This is a genomic window from uncultured Dialister sp. (assembly GCA_900314595.1).
Taxonomy (GTDB): domain Bacteria; phylum Bacillota; class Negativicutes; order Veillonellales; family Dialisteraceae; genus Dialister.
In genome coordinates, this window is the sequence record OMVW01000027.1 from 1 (window position 1) to 20805 (window position 20805).

Here is a 20805-nt window from a genome sequence, read left to right on the forward strand (position 1 = left end):
ACGGCGCCGATATGTGTAATTGGGGAGCTGTCTGCGGAGCAGACTGAGGGGTCGTACGATCGTACAAGTCGAAAATGTTCTGAATGAAAAGCCCACCCCTGGAGGGGAAGCCTTTCCGCGAAAATTTTGAGATAATTCCGATGAAAATGGTACGTCATGGGTTCGGACATCTGCAAGATGGGGCAGCCGACTCTGCAGGTTGGCAGGAAGCCTCTCGGGAAGTCGGACCACTGCGATTGGCAGGGATAAAGACCTTTGGTCTTTTCAAATCCGCCTGTGCAGAGCCCAATAAAAAAACGCTGCATCCGCAGCGCCGCCTTCCCGAAATCCGAAGTCCGAAATCCGTCTTTTCGCTCACCTGCAGGCCAAAGGCCCATATAAAACTGGCCGCTTTTCAAATTTGAAGCGGCCACCTCCCCTTTTCCCTTTATTTTGCGTCTGACGGCTCCTATGCATTCCCGCATTTACCGTTCAACAACCGGCCTCCACCCTGTTTCATCGTCGTTTACCGCATAGTAGTAGAGGGAGGCGATGGAGCCATAGGGGCTGTATTTCTTTTTGTACCGGTGGAAGCGGAGGTCGCTTAAGGTTCTGAAACCGTGGGCTTTGATCATTCCGTTTCTGAGGGCCTGGTCGTACTTGCAGAAGATGTCCGGCCGGCCCAGGGTGAACTGGACGATCATTTCCGCGGTCCAGGTGCCGATTCCCCGGAGGGAGGTGAGGCGGGCGATGATTTCTTCGTCGGAGAGAGAGTCCAGATCATCCAGCCGGAGGGTCCCCTCTTTTACTTTCCGGGACAAATCGAGGATGTATTCCACCTTCCTTCCCGAAAGGCCGCAGGCGCGGAGTTTTTCATTTCCAAGGGCCAGGAGGGCTTCGGGGGTCATGGCCCCGGCTGCTTTTCTCACTCTTCCATCAATCACATAGCGGACTTTATCGGAAATCATCTGCCCGATGATATGATTCACCAGGGATTCGAAGATACCCGCCGGCGCTCCCGCCTCGATATGACCGTAATGGGCGACCAGCTCCCTCATAATCGGGTCTTTTGAGGAAATATAGTCCATCTCCGTTTTTCCGTAAATAATCATGATAAACCTCTTTATATCCTGTCCGGATTAAAAGTTATCAGTTTCTCAATCCATCGGTACAGGCTGCATTTCAATGTTCAACAGTCCTCATCAGAGACGAAATTCACTGACAAAAATTTGCAGGCCTATGGTATAATATCCATAGAAAAGAGGCAGCCGACAAATATCCTCCGCTAAAGGACAGGCTTTCTCTTGTTCGATATCAGTTGAAGAGAGCCGCCTAAGCCTTGGGTAGGCTTTTTTCAATGCAATGAATTCATTACTTGTTTCTCATAATGCATGCTATTAGTGCACCGAAAGCAATCATCAGAGATAATGTTTCGTAGATACTCATAGCATCACCCCTTGCGGGAGAGTAAAGCCTAATGTCGACTACCTCGGTCAAATTATACCATATGTTCTATAAATTATCACGAAATCCGGCACCTGCCGGATTTTTATTTTATTCAAAATCATAAAAGGCATCCTGATCATTCAAGATGCCCTTCACTGATAACTAAAACTAACCACTAATCACTAACCACTTTTATTTCAAATAGCTCTCCTCCACCACCAGCTGTGCGCCCTCTTCTCCCGCTTCCACGGTCGCTTTCACGCCCAGGGGGAGAAATAAATTATCCGGACCGTGACCTATGGGAAGGCCGGAAATCACCGGTTTCCCGGAAAGTTCCGCATAGTAGGAAAGGACTTTTTCCACCGTAAATTCCCCTTCCGCAGGACTTGGGCTGTAGAAATCTCCATATACGATGGCAGAAACCCGTGAAAGGAGTCCGTTCCGGTAGAGCTGCTGCATCATGCGGTCCACGCGGTAAGGGTCTTCCCCCGTATCTTCGAGGACCAGGATATTTCCATTTCCCTCGAGTTCATAAGGCGTGCCGCAGAGGGAGGCGATGACGGAAAGGTTGCCTCCCGAAAGGATTCCTGTGGCTTTCCCGGGATTCAGTGTCTTCAGGGTCCTTCCGTAAGGAAGGCGCACGGGACCTTTCGGCAGGCTGCCGGAGAGTCCGTTTTCGAAATTGTACAGGGTGAATTCGGTGAAACTCCAGTCCTTGAAGGATGAAATCATAGGTCCGTGGATGGTGACCATATGGGCCTTTTCGCCAAGGGCTGCATGAAGAGCGGTGATATCGGAGAAACCGATCAGCATCTTCGGATGTTTCCCAATCATTTCATAATCCAGCTTGTCCAGGAGCCGGGCAGAGCCGTAACCCCCGCGGAGGCAGAGGATGGCCTTGATTTCATCATCTTTGAAGAAATCATTGAGATCCTTCGCCCGTTCCTCATCATTTCCCGCCAGAAATCCGTAATCGGCGGTGGCCGAAGGGGCGAGCCGGATCCGGTACCCCAGCTCCTCCAAAAGCGTTAGAGACTGGGTGTAGTCCGTCATTCCCCCGTGAGCCGCCGGCGCCAGCACCCCGATCGTATCCCCCGGGTGAAGGGCGGACACTTTCTGCCGCACTTCCTCCCTCTCCACCGGCTTTTCCGACGGAAAGAAATACAGGACCACCGCCAGAATGAGGAGAAGCGGAAAGATATACAGTTTGTACCTGCTATATATATGATATAAATAATGCATGCTGCCTTCTTAAGAAATAAAGTCGCCCGCAGGCGCTATTTGAGTATAGCACATTTCAGGGGAAAGAAGTCGTTAGTTGTTAGTTCTCAGTTTATGAAAATTATGTAAAAATGGCCTGTCGTTCCATCCGGTATGGGCCTCCTTCACTGATAACTATGAAATGATCACTTTGTCATATGCGGTCTCCTGTAAAATGATATTTCCCCAATCCCTCTTTCCCGGAATTGCGGCCTCTTATTTCCGGACGTATAATAGAGAAATGAAATCTGTTTCACAGGAGGCATCATGAAATATCTGAAAATCATTCTTTTCTTCCTCTTTACCACCCTTTTCTTCCATTTCAGCGCACAGGCTGCGGACTGTCCCTCCCCGGAAGAAATCGAGGGAAATCCGGCCCGCTACGTGCTTGCCGCCTCCCGCGGGGAAGTGAAAGGGTATTTCGACAAAGAGTCCATCGAATCCATCCGGTATGCGCCGCCCCATTATACGATCAAAGTCAATTTTTACTACGTGGACAAAAGGGCCGGGGCCATTCATCAGATGAGGACCCTTCTCGATTATAACTGGAAGAGAAGCGAAGAAACCCTGGTGAAAGAAGCGGCCGGCGGGAAAAAGACCGCCCTCTTTGATACGGATGAAAAAAAGAAACAACTCATGAAGGATACCCTCTCCCTGGTGGAGGAGGATACCGGGATGCAGCTGGCCGTAACTGACATCACCTCGTACAGCCTGCAGGGCGAAAAGATACGGGACTACCACTTCGACACACCAAAAGCCAGAAAAATCGCCCTCTCCGAAATCTATACCCTGGCAGACGTGATTTTCTATCACTGCCATCACACCTTCTTCGGCGTGACCCAATGGTTCGTCAAGATGGATCACCTGAAAGCCCTGACCGACGATTTTGGAAATATAGATACCTCAAACGTTCCTTATAACGTACCTGTACGTACAGGCACATAATAGACCGGAAAGAACAGCCCAGAGTAAAAGCCTTCCCCGGAGGGGGATGATTGCTGCTTCCCTGCTCATGTGGCTCTAACGCTTCCGCTAGGCCTCATCCATCTTCCCCCCTGCCTTCGGCATCCCCCCTTTCAAAGGGGGGATTTTTCCATCTGGCGGCGAAGCCGCCTGAAGTGAAAAGCCTTCCCCAGATGGGGAAGGTGTCAGCAAAGCTGACGGATGGGATGATTGATGTATGCCTGCTCATGTGACTCTGCCATTTTCAGCAGTCAAGCCTCAGTCTTCCCCCCTGCCTTCGGCATCCCCCCTTTCAAGGGGGGATTTTCGCATCTGGCGGCCAAAGGCCGCCTTTGGAGAAGATCTCCCGAGAGAGCGTAACGTTCACCATCTATCTCTTTTTCGACTTTTATGTGCTTTTCAACCTCGCCTGTGTACATTCCCCATATATATTCGTGCCGCATCAGCGGCACACCTTCCCGACCACCCCGACCATCCCGACCGCCCCGACCACCCCGACCACCCCGATTCAAAAGTCACTGAAAATAAAAGTTAAAAATCAAAAATGGGCGCCTATATAATTTTCAGGCGCCCACCTTCACTTACCACTTACCACTTATCACTTACCACTATTATTTCCTGCACAGAAATACCTCTTCCACCCTGTACATATACGCTCCGTTGTCGAAGGTGATTTTCTTCACAAGCACATGGGACGGTTCGTCGCAGTAGTGGAGATGAGACAGCTGGCCCGCCATATCGAGGTACTGCCAGCAGGGTTTCTTTTCTTCCGTCTCAAAGAGGAGAAATAAATAGGGCGTAAGTGCCGAGACTTCGCTCTTTGCTTCGGACATGGCACCTAAGAGGGTGCCGAGATCTATATTTCCCCCATCCGGAAGGTCCGGTTTCGGGGTGAATTCCTTCGCTACCGTGGTGACGGAAAAATAGCGGAGGGGGAAGTCGTAGGTTGTTTCCTGTTTCATATGTGCGTTCCTTTGCTTCATTCGATAAGGGATTGGGGATTGCGGATTGCGGATTGCGGATTGCGGGAAGGATATGGTTTCCTGCGGAAACCAATCTTATTTAGTGCGCTTCGCGCACGGGCTATTGCCTGCACTTGTGCTGAAAATGGTTTTACCCAGGCGGTGACTCTACATTTGCGTCTCGCCCCTGTATTCCCGGCAGGGTCTTTTATATTTTCTGCACTACAGGTACGAGGCGGAAGAGCCTCAGGTGAAAAGCATGCTGCAGGTCACCACCCTTCCAAGTGTTGGAAGGGTGCCGGAGCGCAGCGGAGGCGGGTAAGTTCATCTACCGGTACAAGGCGATCCTTTTCCTATAGAAGTTCCTGGTTTCCGGTATCCGATAAAAACTTTCTGCCCAGGCGGTGACTCTACAATTTCGTCTCGCCCCTGTATTCCCGGCCCCGCGCGTGGAGCGGAGAGAGCGCAGCGTTCTCATGTGGTCAGCCTTCCCCGGATGGGATGATTGATCCTTCCCGACTCGTGTGACTCTAACGTTTTCGTCAAACAAGCCTCAGTCTTCCCCCCTGCCTTCGGCATCCCCCCTTTCAAGGGGGAATTTTTCCATCTGGCGGTGAAGCCGCCTGAAGTGAAAAGCCTTCCCCAGATGGGGAAGGTGTCAGCGAAGCTGACGGATGGGATGATTGATGTATGCCTGCTCATGTGACTCTGCCATTTTCAGCAGTCAATCCTCAGCCTTCCCCCCTGCCTTCGGCATCCCCCCTTTCAAGGGGGGATTTTTGCATCTGGTCTTGCGCGTATTTCTGCTGATTGCTAAAACCTACTCACTTTTCTTTCCTTCGAGGAATCCCCGCAGCTCTTCTTTCCAGAGGAGGAGGGCGGGATTTTTATTTCCTCCGTTCCAGGCAAGGACGGTGGGAAGTGTCTTTGTTTCTTCCGTGAGGGGGATGGAGGCGAGGTTCATGGTCCCATCAGGCGGGCAGTCGAAGGAGGGGAGGATGGCTATCCCCTGGCCTGCTTCTACCTGGAAGAGGATTTCTTCCACTGTGGAGCAGACTTTTTCTATTTTCGGGGCAAATCCCCAGCCTGCGCAGATGGATTTCACCATATCCGGTCCTTTATAGGACGATTTCCCCTGAAGCACCAGGAATGGTTCCGTCTCCAGACTTCTGAAAACTTTCCTCTTCTTCGTGAGGAAGGGATGATCCGCCGGAAGGAGGAGCGTATGTCCGGACCGGCCGATTTCTTCGGTCTCCAGCGGGTCCAGAAAGGAGAGGCCCAGATCGCCGGCAATGGCGCAGTCCAGGCGGCTCGTCCGCAGAGAATCCTGGATCTGGCGGAAATCGAGAAGGTCCAGGTGGAGGGCTACCGCCGGATGTTTTGCCTTGAATGCCCGGATGAAGGGCAGGTACTTCCTGGCAAGGCCTGTACCCATGATTCCCACGCGGAGAGACTGAGCCCCTGCCCGGGCCGCCTCACGGACTGCGTCCACCATCTTCTTCTCCTGGGCCAGGAGAGATTTGCTTTCCTCCAGAAATACAATGCCCGCATAGGTGAGCCGGGCGTACCGCTTCGTCCGCTCCACCAGCGTCAGCCCCAGTTCATGCTCCAGATTGGCCACCTTCTTCGAAAGCGTGGGCTGGGCAATGAAAAGAGCCTCCGAAGCTTTGGTGAAACTCCCATACTTCGCAAGCGCCTGAAAAGCCAGAATGTCGTCTTTCTCCATAGTATATTTTATTCCTTTTCAGAATACAAACTAATGATAACTTCCTTTTTCACGTGGTTTCCTGCTCTTATTATAATACAGATGGAATACAATTTACAAATTTGAAAGAATGTCGGGCGGGGAAGCATGCGGGGAAGCATGGAAGTTGCCAGTTGCCAGCTGCCAGAGGCTGAGTTCGTTGAAACTTTGAGAGACCAGCTGTTTTCAGTGGCCTGTCATTGTCCGGGACTCGGGATTCGGGAGTCGGGGTAGTGCGCTGCACAATTCATGAAGCAGCGCATTTTTTATATTTTGGTCGCATATAAGTTACCAGTTCCCAGTTCCGAGTATTCGATGAAAACCTTTTCTGACAGGCGGTGGCTCTACAGCTGAGACTTGTCCCTGTATTCCCGGCCCCGCGTGTCCGAGTACTCCCGCACGAAAGCTGAAGAGTATTCCCGGCCCCGCGCGGGGAGCGAGGGAGCGCAGCGCTCTGCCCGGGGAGCATGGAAGCTGCCAGCTACCGGAGGGAGCGTCAGGCCTGGCTGTCCTGCATACCGGCCGGTGCAGCTTAAAAACAATCATCCCATCGTGATTGTCGTGACTATCGTGGCTATCGGGCAGGTGCGGCGTACAATTCGTGAAGCAACGCATTTTTTATATTTGGGTCGCATATAAGTTGCCAGTTCCGAGTATTCGATGAAAACCTTTTCTGACAGGCGGTGGCTCTACAGCTGCGGCTTGTACCTGTATTCCCGGCCCCGCGTGTCCGAGTACTCCCGCACGAGAGCTGAAGAGTATTCCCGGCCCCGCGCGGGGAGCGAGGGAGCGCAGCGCTCTACCCGGGAAGCATGGAAACTGCCAGAGGGGCCCATGGAAGTTACCAGTTGCCGGAGGGAGCGTCAGGCCTGGCTGTCTTGCATTCCGGCCGGTGCATCTTAAAAACAATCATCCCATCGTGATTGTCGTGACTATCGTGGCTATCGGGCAGGTGCGGCGCAAATTTGTGGGCGCCGCTTTTTATAGTCCCGTCCCTAAACTTTATAATCGATCTTCAGCGCTTAATTGTCTCTCACAGGGAGACACGCAGGAATGAATAGAGTAGTAAAATAAATAAAAGAGACTACTTGACTTCAGAATTAAAGCTTAGATGTTCACCTGAAAATATTTTTTGATTAGTGCAATCTGTAAATTAGATTATTTGCTAGACAGTTAATGTCATACTTAAATGTTATAATATAAACAACTAGATAATGATACCGATTTTCTGAACCGTTTGGAAATTTGGAGGAATTGATGACAGATAAAGAGACTACCTTTATTGCCCATTGCGCAAATGACGGCAGTGAACCGCAGCTGCTTCGTGATCATCTGGACCATGTTTCCCAAATGGCCGGAAACTTTGGGAAGCCGCTTGGACTGGAGAAGGAAGCGGCTCTAATTGGCGCCTATCACGATATAGGTAAATATTCAGACGAATTTCAAAAGTATATAAGAGGCGAAAGGACCGCAAAGGTAGATCACTCAACGGCGGGTGCTCAACTGCTTGATCGAGAAAAAAGAAAATTGAAAATTCTTTCCTTAATTGGAGCTTTTTGTATTGCCGGTCACCATGCAGGAATTCCGGATTTGGGTGGAAAGGGAGACCTCTCCGGCATGAACCGGACATTGCTGGCAAGATTGAAAAAAGCAATACCGGATTATGGAAATTACATGAAGGAAATAAGTGATCCGGAAAATATTTCATTTATTCCTGCAAATGATATAAAAAATGATCCGATCAAACTTTCTCTTCTGATACGAATGATTTTTTCCTGCCTGGTGGATGCGGACTTTCTTGATACAGAAAGTTTCATGAATCGCGGAAAAATCTCACGCGGTCAATTTCATGACATTCCATATTTGTGGAAAAAACTTCTTACCGAACTGAAAAGCAGAAAATACTTTGATCCGGATACCCCGATCAATGAAAAAAGAACTCATATTTTAAATGAGTGTATACAAGCTGCATCTCTTGAAAGTGGAGTTTATTCACTGACGGTACCTACAGGAGGAGGAAAGACTTTATCTTCTCTCGCATTTGCCCTTCACCATGCGGTACTTAGAGAAAAGCGCAGAATCATTTATGTAATTCCCTATACATCTATTATTGAGCAGACTGCTGATGTTTTCCGGGAATTTCTTCCGCCCGAAGATATTATCGAAGCTCACAGCCAGGCAGAATACGATGACAATGATGAAAATATGGAAATAAAAAGACTGGCTGCAGAGAACTGGGATGCGCCGGTCGTCGTTACTACCAATGTACAATTTTTTGAATCCCTCTTCGCAAACCGCACCTCCCGCTGCAGGAAGCTGCATAATATAGGAAATAGCGTAATCGTTTTCGATGAAGCCCAGATGTTTCCGGTTAATTTCATGAAACCCGTCATGAGAGCTCTGCAGGGACTTGTCGATGACTGGAATTGTACACTTCTTTTATGCAGTGCCACACAGCCGCCACTGGGGCAGTTTCTTGAAAACAAAAATAAGCCCCGTGAGATCATGACAGATATTGATGAGATGTATGAGTTTTTCAAAAGGGTCAATTATAAAAATGACGGAACCTTGGACTATGAGGAAATTGCCGGAAAAATGGCAGATGAAAATCAGGTCCTTTGCGTATGTACAACAAAGAGCGAAGCAGGAAAAATCTTCGATTCACTGCAAAAGATGCTTGATACCGGTGCAGGTTTATACTACCTGTCCACCCAGCTATGCCCCATCCATCGCAAGAAAATTATATCAGAAATAAAAGAAGCCCTTTTAAAAGGGGAAAATTGCCGGGTCGTTTCTACCTCGGTTATTTCGGTAGGTGTCGATATAGATTTCCCTACCGTACTTATAGAAATGACAGGACTAGACAGTATCATACAGGGCGCCGGCCGCTGCAACAGGAATGGTAAGAGAAATTGGAAAGAGAGTATAGTCCACGTATTCAATACGGAAAAGAATCAGGAATCCCATTTCATGCAGCAGGAAAAACAGGCATCTGAAATAGCCGGAAAAGTAGTTTCCGATATTTCCTCCCCTCAGGCAATTGGCATTTATTTTCATGAGTTATACCAGACAAAAGAAGCTGTACTTGATGAGAAAGACATGATAGGACTTTCTAAAAATCTTGAATTTGAAACGATAGGAAAGAAGATGAAACTGATAGAGGACTACACGAAAGAAGTATTTATTCCCTGGAATGAGGAGGCGAAACAACTCGAAGAAAAACTCAGGCAGGGCATTCGGACGCGGGAACTCATGCGTAAGGCTTCTTTATACATGGTTAACGTCCAGAGCAGTGTAAAAAAACAGATCCCCGCGCTCTATGAACAGCTCAGGAATGACGGTTATATCGAACCGCTTGATGAGGAATTAGCCGTTCTTACAGCCCCTGCCCGAAATGAGGGCATTTATGATGAAATCAAAGGACTGACCTACACCCATGAAGAGGGAATGGCCGTCATGTTATAAAGAAAGGAGATATTTCATGGCATTTGGGACACGCATAGAATGCTGGGGCCGGTATGCATGCTTTACCAGACCGGAAATGAAAGTGGAAAGAGTCACCTATGATATAATGACACCTTCTGCCGCCAGAGGTCTGGTGGAAGCCATCTTCTGGCACCCGGGGCTTCGGTATGTAGTGGATGAAATCGACCTTCTTGCGCCAATTAAGACGACAAATATCCGAAGAAATGAAGTGAAATCAAAAATACTTGCCTCAACAGTGATGAAGTCTGCACAGACCGGAGAACCGACAGCTTTGTACACATCAGAAGATATAGTACAGAGAGCAGCTCTTGTACTTCAGGATGTGCATTACTGTATAACAGTTCATTTTGAGATGACTAATAAGGCATCCCCTGAGGACAATCCCGGTAAATTCTGTGAAATGCTCAGAAGGCGGGCCAGAAATGGCCAGTGTTACCATCAGCCATACTTTGGCTGCCGCGAATTTCCTGCTGCCTTCAGGCTGGTCGAAGATAAAGAAATCATTAATCCTTATCCGGAAACAAGAGACCTGGGATATATGCTTTACGATATGGATTACAAGGACCCTGCACACATTACACCTTCCTTTTTCCATGCCAGACTGGATAAGGGAGTCATGGATTTAAGGGATTGCGAGGTACACAAATGATACTGCAGGCACTTGTTCACCTCTATGAAGAGCTTAAAACCCAGGGCGAAATAGAATCCCCGGGATGGGGCAAATCAAAAGTATCCCATCGTCTGGTCATTGGTAATAAGGGACAGCTCCTTGGCATCCTCTCAGTCAGAGTGAAAGTTGCACGAGGTAAAAAGGAAATTGAAATACCTCCCGAGATGAGTGTTCCCCAGCCTGTGAAAAGAAGTGTTGGCATAGCCCCCAATTTCCTATGTGATACGAACTCTTATATTCTGGGCATTGATAACAAAGGGAAAGAAGACAGGACAAAACGCTGCTTTGAAGCATCAAAACAGCTTCACCATGAAATATTGGATTCCTGTCAGTCACCAGCGGCAAAAGCGGTCTTGGCTTTCTTTGATAACTGGATCCCTGAAAAAGCTGCAACCAATCCAATAATTGCGGCTCGTCTTGACGATGTATACAAAGCCTCCAACTTCATCTTTGAATATGAAGGAAGCGATGTAATCAAAGATTCAGAAATTCAGAAAGCATGGGAACGTTATAGAACTGAAAAAGATAAGAGTGGAACCAGGCCTAAAGGCCAGTGCCTGGTAACAGGACTAGAAAACCAGCCTATAGCAGTGCTTCACCCGAACCTGAAAGGTATAAGGGACGCACAGAGCAGCGGGGCAGCACTTGTATCCTTCAATGCACCTTCCTTCGAATCCTATGGACATAACAAAGATCAGGGACTTAATGCACCGGTCAGTGAATATGCAGCATTTGCCTATGGGGCAGCATTAAATCATCTTCTTGCGGACAAAAAGCACGTCAAAGTATTGGGAAATACGACTATTGTCTTTTGGGCGGAAAACGCACAGCCCCTGTATATGGATGTGTTTGACAGTTATGCAAATGGAGAAGACTGCGGCATCAGTAATGAGGATATTCACCGGGCAGTTAGTAATCTGGTCCAGGGAATTCCTGCAGATTTGAATGAAAACGAGCTGAACCCGGAAGAACCCTTCTACATTCTGGGACTGGCGCCAAATGCTGCCCGGGTGGCAGTAAGATTCTTCATCAGGAATTCTTTTGGCAAGGCTATGAAGAATGTCTGGAATCATCAGGAAAGAATGACCATTGAAGGGCCTCCGAATAGAAAGCCATGGATTCCATTCTGGCAGCTGCTTTCCGAAACAGCTAATCATCATTCCAGGGATTCAGCAGCCTCTCCTGTCATGGCCGGTATGCTTATGAAAGCAGTATTCAACGGACAGCCATATCCGGAGACTACCTATCAGAATATATTGCTCAGGATATTCTCAGACCATGACGAGAAAAATGATAATGGAACTATTACATATAGAAAAATCAGCTATATTAAAGCCGGATTTATCAAAGCATATCTTTTAAAGAATCATACTACGAGATGGGAGGGTCAATTACAAATGAAAGTAAACGAAAACTGTAAAGAAATTCCGTATGTGCTTGGCAGGTTGTTCTCTGTTCTTGAAAGCATTCAGCAAGAGGCAAATCCTGGAATTTCTTCTACAATCAAAGACCGGTATTTCAATGCTGCCTGCGCTACACCGGCAGTCACCTATCCGGTACTTCTCAAATTGGCCAATGCACACTTGAAGAAAATCAGAAACGAGGCCTTTCGTATTAACGATTCCAAAAAACTTCAGTCTTTACTGTCCTTGATTTCAATGCCGGATAGCGGAACCCCATTCCCAAAGAGACTATCGTTGGAAGAACAGGGCGCATTTATATTAGGTTATTACCAGGAAACACAGACAAGATATTCCAAGAAGGAGGAAGCTTAACATGGCAGACGTAATTTCCAATAAATATGACTTTATCGTTCTTTTCGATGTAATTAACGGCAATCCCAATGGTGATCCTGATGCAGGGAATATGCCCCGAGTTGACGCAGAAACAGGACTGGGAATTGTCACCGACGTCTGCTTGAAGAGAAAAATCAGAAATTATGTGACCGCCTGGGCCGAAACGACCGGAAATGAAAAAGGCCATCGGATCTATATTCAGGAAAAAGTACCCCTGAATCTAAATGATAAAGAAGCTCTTGAATATACAGGCGTTAAAGACATGAAAGATGCCAAGAAAAAAGACAAGGATATTGATAACAAGATTTGCGGCTATATGTGCCAGAACTTTTATGATATCCGTACTTTTGGCGCAGTCATGACTACATTCGTACAGGGCGCACTGAACTGCGGCCAGGTCAGAGGCCCGGTACAGTTTGGATTTGCCCGCTCCATCGATGAAGTGCTGCCTCAGGAAATCACCATTACCCGTGTAGCAATCACCACAGAAAAAGATGCCGAAAACAAACGGAATGAAATGGGCAGAAAATACATCGTCCCCTATGCACTTTATCAGGCCGAAGGCTATGTATCGGCAAACCTGGCAAAGAAGACCGGATTTACAAAAGATGACCTCGAACTCCTCTGGCAGGCAATCATCAATATGTTCGAAGATGACCATTCAGCAGCCAGAGGAAATATGGCCGTAAGGAAACTCATCGTATTTAAGCATGACAGCCTTCTTGGCAATGCTCCCTCCTATAAACTCTTTGACTTAGTGAAGGTTCAGAAGAAAGAAGGAGTAGCCGTACCGAGAGCCTTCAGCGATTATGAAGTGACAATCGATGAAAAGAATCTCCCCGAAGGTGTTCATATCGAGCAGAAAATCTGATGTACGCCGAAGAAGATTATCTGATGATATCCGGCATTCAGCATTTTGCTTTCTGCCGCCGGCAATGGGCCCTGATACACATCAATCAGGAATGGGACGAAAACAGACTGACGGCAGAAGGTGAACTGATTCATAAAAATGCTCATGATACGGACTTTTCAGAAAAAAGAAATGGTGTATTGATCATCAGGGGCCTCAGGGTAGCCTCTCCGGCATTAGGGATGACTGGACAGTGTGATGTAGTGGAGTTTACCCGCGATGAAAGCGGGAGCGGAGCCATCCTGCAGGGTCATCGCGGCACCTGGTTCGTCCGCCCCATCGAATATAAACGGGGAAAAGATAAAACCGATGACTCCGATGAACTCCAATTGTGTCTGGAAGCCATGTGCCTTGAAGAGATGCTTTCCTGTTATATTCCCGAGGGCGATATATTCTACCATGAAATCAGAAGGAGAAGGACCGTTCCCCTGACAGAAGAACTGAGAGAAAAGGTCCGAAAGGCAGCTGCTGAAATGCATGCCATTTACCAAAGGCATTTCATTCCCAAAGTGAAAAGGAATAAACGCTGTCAATCCTGCTCCCTGAAAGACATCTGCCTTCCCAAACTGATGGCCGGATCGAACGTTTCTGATTATTATAGCCGAATACTGGAGGATAAATTTTGAAGAAACTTCTGAACACCCTATACATCCTCTCAGACGACATCTACCTCTCTTTGGAAAATGCAAATATTGCTGCCTGGAAAGACGGAAAAATCGTACAGAAGATTCCGATGATCAATCTGGAAAATATTATTTCCTTCAGCAGAAGCGGTGCCAGTCCCCAGCTTATGGGCGCCTGTGCAGAAAAACACATTGGACTATGCTTTCTTACTCCGGAAGGTCATTTTCTCGCCAGAATCAATGGAAAAAGTAATGGCAATGTCTTTCTCAGAAAAGAACAATACCGCATTTCCGATGATGAAAACAAATCTGCACGTGTAGCAGCCTGCATGATTGCCGGCAAAATCTATAACGAAAGAGTCGTTCTTAGAAGAACATTCCGGGATCATCCTCTCTCCATTGACAAAAAAGCCTTTGACACAGCCTCCGATATTCTGAGGCAGGCAGCCGTCGATGCCCTTGGAGCGGATTCACTGGAAACTTTGCGGGGAATCGAAGGAAACGCCGCACAAGTTTACTTTTCACTGTTTGAGCAAATGATACTGGCAGATAAAAAGCATTTTTTCTTCAACGGCAGAAATAAAAGACCACCCCTTGACCGGACAAATGCCCTTCTATCCTTTGCCTATACCATCCTGGCCCATGACTGCGCCAATGCTCTGGAGGCGGTAGGACTTGACTCCTACGTCGGTTTCCTTCATAGAGACCGGCCGGGAAGGATTTCCCTGGCCCTGGATCTCATGGAAGAACTGAGGAGCCCTGCAGCAGACCGGTTTGTCCTGACCCTGATCAACAACCGAATTGTAAACGCAAAAGACTTCAAAACCATGGAGAATGGAGCAGTCCTCCTTAATGACGATGGACGCAAGAAATTCCTGGCACAATGGCAGGAAAAGAAAAAAGAACAGATTCAGCATCCATTTCTAAAGGAAAAGATAGCCAGAGGACTTATCCCCTATGCGCAAGCCATGCTTCTGGCCAAATTTATTCGAAACGATCTGGATCAGTATCCGGCTTTTCTTGGACAATAATCATGCTGATACTTATAACCTATGACGTGAATACCGAAACAGCTGCCGGCAGGAAACGACTCAGGAAAGTGGCAAAATGCTGTGAATCCTATGGCAGAAGAGTACAAAACTCCGTCTTTGAATGTTCCCTGAACGAAGCACAATTTGTTACCATTCAAGGTCAGCTTAAAGAACTGATTGACATGGATAGTGACAGCCTCAGATTTTACAATCTGGGAAATCACTTCCATGGAAAAATCATTCATCTTGGAATCAAAGAGGTCGAAGCACCTGATGATACCTTGATACTCTGATGCGAAGTACAAGCTCACATCAGAAAAGGCCTCGAAATTACCGATAAATTCGAGGCTGGAATATGGAAAAGGAAGAGGTTCGCAGAAAAGCATCTTAATCCTGCGATAAATACTGAACCTTAACCATAGACAGTCGCACCCCACATAGGGGTGCGCGGATTGAAATAATGCTGGCATCTGGGTCTTCCTCGTGACAAGTCGTCGCACCCCACATAGGGGTGCGCGGATTGAAATAGTGAATTTGAACAGGAATTGAACAGGGAGCCGGAAGTCGCACCCCACATAGGGGTGCGCGGATTGAAATTGTTTTGCCGTCACTATCTGTAATAGTGGCAAAAGTCGCACCCCACATAGGGGTGCGCGGATTGAAATATAAACGCCCCGATCCAGTTATTTACTGGACCGCCCGGTCGCACCCCACATAGGGGTGCGCGGATTGAAATATGGCGGGCCGCCGTCCGCCGCTACAATGCCAGTCGCACCCCACATAGGGGTGCGCGGATTGAAATCCCTAAGGGGAGGGGTAGCAGTCACGGCCCAGACGTCGCACCCCACATAGGGGTGCGCGGATTGAAATCGATAATACGGACAGGCTTATTCATTATGTCTTTGTCGCACCCCACATAGGGGTGCGCGGATTGAAATCAGTAAGTCGTCATTCGTTTGGCTGCCAGGTCTAGTCGCACCCCACATAGGGGTGCGCGGATTGAAATATACGGCAGTAAGCTTTGATGCCTTCCACCAGGGTCGCACCCCACATAGGGGTGCGCGGATTGAAATTGCTTCCATTTGTACAGGGTCCTCGGGTTGATTCGTCGCACCCCACATAGGGGTGCGCGGATTGAAATATGGGTGGCCATGGCCCAGAGGATGAGCCATGCAACGTCGCACCCCACATAGGGGTGCGCGGATTGAAATATTGACCGGGCAGAACTTACATCCAACTAAGGAGGTCGCACCCCACATAGGGGTGCGCGGATTGAAATCGTGTCCTCCTCGTGGCAAGTCCATTCTTCTGCAGTCGCACCCCACATAGGGGTGCGCGGATTGAAATCCCCATTGTTCAGAAATAAGAAGGTAATAACCTTGTCGCACCCCACATAGGGGTGCGCGGATTGAAATAATAAAATTAGTAATCCACAGGAAATGCTTACTGTTGTCGCACCCCACATAGGGGTGCGCGGATTGAAATCACATGAGTCCGCCGCCGGTTTTATCAATAAACCGAGTCGCACCCCACATAGGGGTGCGCGGATTGAAATCCATAACCAACGCCCCGCCCGATATAGTCCAGGTCGCACCCCACATAGGGGTGCGCGGATTGAAATTCATGGATGAGACAGGCCACTCCGGCGACTACTTGGTCGCACCCCACATAGGGGTGCGCGGATTGAAATGTTCAACCAACAATCGAAGACGCAAGAGACTGGTGTCGCACCCCACATAGGGGTGCGCGGATTGAAATTGACTGGAGGGAACCTGTGCCATGAATAGCAGACAGTCGCACCCCACATAGGGGTGCGCGGATTGAAATAAGATATACGGCCCAAAGATCATTTACTGATTTATGTCGCACCCCACATAGGGGTGCGCGGATTGAAATGTAGACAAGGATAAGGCCCAGCAGGTCGCAAGGAATGTCGCACCCCACATAGGGGTGCGCGGATTGAAATAACTTTTAACGATTTCTATTCCGGTCTCTATAACCGTCGCACCCCACATAGGGGTGCGCGGATTGAAATGTGGACAAGGATAAGGCCCAGAAGGCCGCAAGGAAGTCGCACCCCACATAGGGGTGCGCGGATTGAAATCAGTACAACGCTATAAAAATCACCTTTATTATCGTCGCACCCCACATAGGGGTGCGCGGATTGAAATTGATTCTTTTCAGTATCCCCATAGGATTGACGGCAAGTCGCACCCCACATAGGGGTGCGCGGATTGAAATCATAGGCTTTATAAATCCCAAACATAAGAGCCGGAAGGTCGCACCCCACATAGGGGTGCGCGGATTGAAATTGATGGGGTATGCGTCAGCAGCGTGGACTTATCTTGTCGCACCCCACATAGGGGTGCGCGGATTGAAATTCGATAATGCCGGGATGTACCGGGGCGGGAATAAAAGTCGCACCCCACATAGGGGTGCGCGGATTGAAATCGCAGCCATTACCGGCCTTTACTACCACACCGGGTGTCGCACCCCACATAGGGGTGCGCGGATTGAAATATAAACGCCCCGATCCAGTTATTTACTGGACCGCCCGTCGCACCCCACATAGGGGTGCGCGGATTGAAATCCAAGGAAGAAAGAAGAAGAACAAACGCCGCACAGTCGCACCCCACATAGGGGTGCGCGGATTGAAATCTGTAATGGTGCATATACTCCCCCCTGGCCCAAGTCGCACCCCACATAGGGGTGCGCGGATTGAAATTGATGGGGTATGCGTCAGCAGCGTGGACTTATCTTGGTCGCACCCCACATAGGGGTGCGCGGATTGAAATTTACGATATCAATGATGACCTTTATGACATGAGTGTCGCACCCCACATAGGGGTGCGCGGATTGAAATAGATAAATACGAAAAATTGGCGGAAATGATTGAGTCGCACCCCACATAGGGGTGCGCGGATTGAAATAACGACGGCGAAACCGCAGGACAGGAGGCCGGCGGTCGCACCCCACATAGGGGTGCGCGGATTGAAATCGCTCCGCTGTCGGTGACCTTGTTGCTTACCTGGTCGCACCCCACATAGGGGTGCGCGGATTGAAATCAGTAACCCCTGCCGCCCCTGCTCTTATCAGTACGTCGCACCCCACATAGGGGTGCGCGGATTGAAATCTCCAATTTCCCGGGACCGGCTCTCGCCCCCGATGTCGCACCCCACATAGGGGTGCGCGGATTGAAATGCCTGTCCTTCGTCTGTACACCATTGTTTAAATGTCGCACCCCACACAGGGGTGCGCGGATTGAAATTGTGCAAGGTTAGAAGCTCCTGTACCTGCATCATTGTCGCACCCCGTAGAAGGGTGCGTGGATTTTCTTACCAGTTGTTAGGATTGTACACATTATTGATTGTAATTTTCTATGAATCATGGGTTTATTAAATAATATTTGCTATAATAATAAGCAAGAGCAGTTTTCGTGTTGCAGCAGATGTATTTTGTTTCATTTCAAAGGTGGAAAGGAAGTCTCGGTTGTATGAAAAAGCTTTTACTTACACTTTTAGCCCTGGGAATCGCCGGAAATGCGTATGCAGCCAATCTCTTAATGGATATAAAGTCTAAAGATTATAATGCTTCTACAGCTTTGACAGAAATCAATGGAGCTATTACGACTTTGGCTGAAAAATCGACTGAAAACTATACACTACGGGCAAAGCCAATCATTACGAATGCTTTGTTAGATGGAACTCAATGGAGATCAGGTCTGCCCTATACCACTGTAAAGGGCATGGTTGAAAATGGGGCCAATGGTTATATTTTCTACAGCCGGGGCAAAATCAATACATTTGCCTGCACGCTTACGGGGATTTCACTCTCCATCACAAATAATAAGGATACGCCTCTTGTGATTGATGTGAATCAGTCATCCATCAAGGTGGGTGATTTTGAGGGGCAGCCTTTCTATACCGGTAAATTCATGGATGCAGGCACCTCATCACAACCTCCAATCGTTGTCGGCCCAAAAGCCACAAAATCTGTTCTGCTGCGCAGATCAGACTTCCAATTTGAAAGGACCAGCATGACAGCCTGCTGGGCCGTACCGCTTTATCCAATCAACTTTGATAACATTTCGATCGAACTGGACCTGAAGATTGACGATGCTTACGAAGTACTGACGGCTGCAGGTAAACTGGATATGACTAACCTGCAAAAGTATGATCTGGACTATCAGTGGAATCAGAACAAGAAGAAATATGATTAACCGGAAACATGGTCAAAGCGCCTTTCGAAAGAAAGGTGCTTTTTGCTTTCCTTTTTCCAGGGAAAGAAAAATTTCCGACCGAAGGCCGGCAGCCGTGGGTGGGCGGGCGGGAATAAAAAATTGCGGCGCTTCCAAATTTTGATGCGCCGCACCTACCCGAGTCCCGAGTCCCCATTCCCGGACAATGCAAGGTTTCGAAGACAGCTGAGAACTCAAAGTCTCGAAGAATCCAGCTTCCGGGAACTGGAAACTGGCAACTCCAATGGGACCCTCTTTCTGAACTGGTAATTTTTATGCGAGATACTATCGACTTGCACCGCTAAAACACCTATCCGTCTGCTCCGCAGACACCTTCCCATCCAGGACAGGTGCCCGGCAGCATGCTTTCCGTATGAGTCAGTTACACTTTGTACCTGTAGTGCAGTATATAAAAATTGCGCGGCCCCCTTCTGCTGCTACGCCACCTCGGGAGCCTGACTGTTACGCCTTGAACGGGTATTTCACACTCGCCTGCGCACAGTCCCCATAAAAAATTCGTGCCGCGGGAGCGGCACACCATCACGAACCACGGATCACGAAATCTCGGAAGTGCCTGTATTGGGGCTCGCCGTGGTGAGGCTAACCCACGAATACCGCCTCTGACTCTATCCGTATAGCTGAAAATTGACTCAAAAAAAGAAAATCCCCCGACTGGATAGACGGGGGTAATCATGGCCGTATAGATCAATCGGCTGCAGGGACTTTGGCCTGGACACGCAGGGACGGAGCTGCCGTATGACAGCAGGCCGACAAGTTTGTCATGTCGTGAGGTTACTGACGCTTGATTTTTGTCTTTCAATCGGGGGATTTCTTTATTTTTGCTTTGGTTTTCATACCGGTATGAGGGAGATTGGAATCCGGCCCGCTCCGCCCTTCCGCCCGGTTCGATCGAGTGTGCACATCCGGGTTTCTGAAGGGTTTCACATGGCTTTCTTCGTTTCTCTGTCTATATAGTACAGAAAAGGAAATTTATTTTATTAGATTTACGTTAGAATTTTGAATTTGTACGTACCTTGAAGAGATGAGGCTCATGACGTACCATTTTCACTGCAATGGCCTCAAAATTTCCGCGGAAAGTCTTCCCCTCCGGGGTTGGGCTTTTCATTCAGCACATTTTCGACTTGTACGATCGTACGACCCCTCAGTCTGCTCCGCAGACAGCTCCCCAAGCCCGGGGAGCCTTGAACATTTCGGCTTGTACGGGATTTTCCACATCGCCTGTGTACATTCCCCATATATACTCGTGCCGCATCAGCGCCACCTTCCCGACAACCCCGATAATCCCGAGATTCCCGATATCCCCGATTCAAAAGTCAATTGACCATATAGTTTCCTTCCAACTATACGTCCATCATCCATACTCCCGCCGCATCAGGCCGCCACCTTAGAAAATCGATTCTTCGAATCGATTTTCCCTCTCACCCGCTTCGGGGTGTTCCCGGAGGGAGAGCCTTCTCGCTTACCGATAGAGTCAATTGGTGCAAAATCGTTTCGTCAGTCAGCCACATGTGTGCCTTGCAGGAAATGAGGCTCATGACGTATCGTTTTCACCGGAATTGCCTCAAAATTTCCGCGGACAGGCTTCCCCTCCGGGGGTGGGCTTTTCATTCAGCACATTTTCGACTTGTACGATCGTACGACCCCTCAGTCTGCTCCGCAGACAGCTCCCCAATTACA

Annotated in this window: 14 protein-coding genes and 1 CRISPR repeat array; of the genes, 9 read left to right on the top strand and 5 right to left on the bottom strand. The window is 48.6% G+C overall.

Annotation, left to right across the window (positions count from 1 at the left end; all coding sequences use genetic code 11):
• Positions 1-464 precede the first annotated feature (464 nt).
• The 3 genes from QZN42_RS07435 to QZN42_RS07440 all read right to left on the bottom strand — a co-directional run bounded on the left by QZN42_RS07435 (position 465) and on the right by QZN42_RS07440 (position 2667).
• The gene (locus QZN42_RS07435; protein ID WP_296956030.1) at positions 465-1091 is read right to left on the bottom strand and encodes a DNA-3-methyladenine glycosylase; all 627 of its coding nucleotides are present in this window, start codon (positions 1089-1091) and stop codon (positions 465-467) included.
• A 259-nt stretch (positions 1092-1350) separates the two neighbouring features.
• The gene (locus QZN42_RS10155) at positions 1351-1425 is read right to left on the bottom strand and encodes a putative holin-like toxin (protein WP_363916462.1); all 75 of its coding nucleotides are present in this window, start codon (positions 1423-1425) and stop codon (positions 1351-1353) included.
• Positions 1426-1617: 192 nt separating this feature from the next.
• A complete protein-coding gene (locus QZN42_RS07440) occupies positions 1618-2667 on the bottom strand; it encodes an LD-carboxypeptidase (protein ID WP_296956033.1) in 1050 nt (349 codons plus the stop codon).
• A 285-nt stretch (positions 2668-2952) separates the two neighbouring features.
• Between QZN42_RS07440 and QZN42_RS07445 the strand changes: the two genes are divergently transcribed.
• Positions 2953-3630, top strand: a complete 678-nt coding sequence (locus tag QZN42_RS07445) for a hypothetical protein (RefSeq protein ID WP_296956035.1) — start codon at positions 2953-2955, stop codon at positions 3628-3630.
• A gap of 629 nt (positions 3631-4259) precedes the next feature.
• Here QZN42_RS07445 and QZN42_RS07450 read toward each other — a convergent pair.
• Complete coding sequence (locus QZN42_RS07450) at positions 4260-4610, bottom strand: hypothetical protein (protein WP_296956038.1); 351 nt, start codon at positions 4608-4610, stop codon at positions 4260-4262.
• An 820-nt stretch (positions 4611-5430) separates the two neighbouring features.
• Positions 5431-6336, bottom strand: a complete 906-nt coding sequence (locus QZN42_RS07455; RefSeq protein ID WP_296956041.1) for a LysR family transcriptional regulator — start codon at positions 6334-6336, stop codon at positions 5431-5433.
• Between the two features lie 1275 nt (positions 6337-7611).
• Here QZN42_RS07455 and cas3 point away from each other — a divergent pair.
• From cas3 to QZN42_RS07495, 8 genes are all read left to right on the top strand, one after another.
• Positions 7612-9819 carry a CRISPR-associated helicase Cas3' gene (gene cas3, locus QZN42_RS07460; protein WP_296956044.1) on the top strand — a complete coding sequence of 736 codons (2208 nt, stop codon included), beginning with the start codon at positions 7612-7614 and terminating at the stop codon, positions 9817-9819.
• A 16-nt stretch (positions 9820-9835) separates the two neighbouring features.
• Positions 9836-10489, top strand: coding sequence for a type I-C CRISPR-associated protein Cas5c (gene cas5c, locus QZN42_RS07465; RefSeq protein ID WP_296956046.1), 654 nt, complete (start codon positions 9836-9838; stop codon positions 10487-10489).
• Positions 10486-12285, top strand: coding sequence for a type I-C CRISPR-associated protein Cas8c/Csd1 (cas8c, locus tag QZN42_RS07470; protein WP_296956048.1), 1800 nt, complete (start codon positions 10486-10488; stop codon positions 12283-12285). Before cas5c ends, cas8c begins: the two co-directional genes overlap by 4 nt.
• A gap of 1 nt (position 12286) precedes the next feature.
• Positions 12287-13177, top strand: a complete 891-nt coding sequence (cas7c, locus tag QZN42_RS07475; RefSeq protein WP_296956050.1) for a type I-C CRISPR-associated protein Cas7/Csd2 — start codon at positions 12287-12289, stop codon at positions 13175-13177.
• The gene (cas4, locus tag QZN42_RS07480) at positions 13177-13842 is read left to right on the top strand and encodes a CRISPR-associated protein Cas4 (protein WP_296956053.1); all 666 of its coding nucleotides are present in this window, start codon (positions 13177-13179) and stop codon (positions 13840-13842) included. Before cas7c ends, cas4 begins: the two co-directional genes overlap by 1 nt.
• Positions 13839-14870: a type I-C CRISPR-associated endonuclease Cas1c gene (cas1c, locus tag QZN42_RS07485; protein ID WP_296956055.1), complete on the top strand. Its 1032-nt coding sequence runs from the start codon at positions 13839-13841 to the stop codon at positions 14868-14870. Before cas4 ends, cas1c begins: the two co-directional genes overlap by 4 nt.
• A 2-nt stretch (positions 14871-14872) precedes the next feature.
• Positions 14873-15163: a CRISPR-associated endonuclease Cas2 gene (cas2, locus tag QZN42_RS07490; protein WP_296956057.1), complete on the top strand. Its 291-nt coding sequence runs from the start codon at positions 14873-14875 to the stop codon at positions 15161-15163.
• A gap of 132 nt (positions 15164-15295) precedes the next feature.
• Positions 15296-18207: direct repeats of the CRISPR family, unit length 34 nt; unit sequence GTCGCACCCCACATAGGGGTGCGCGGATTGAAAT.
• Positions 18208-18363: 156 nt separating this feature from the next.
• Positions 18364-19089 (top strand): hypothetical protein, encoded by a 726-nt coding sequence (locus QZN42_RS07495; RefSeq protein WP_296956059.1) that lies wholly within the window; start codon positions 18364-18366, stop codon positions 19087-19089.
• Positions 19090-20805 lie beyond the last annotated feature (1716 nt).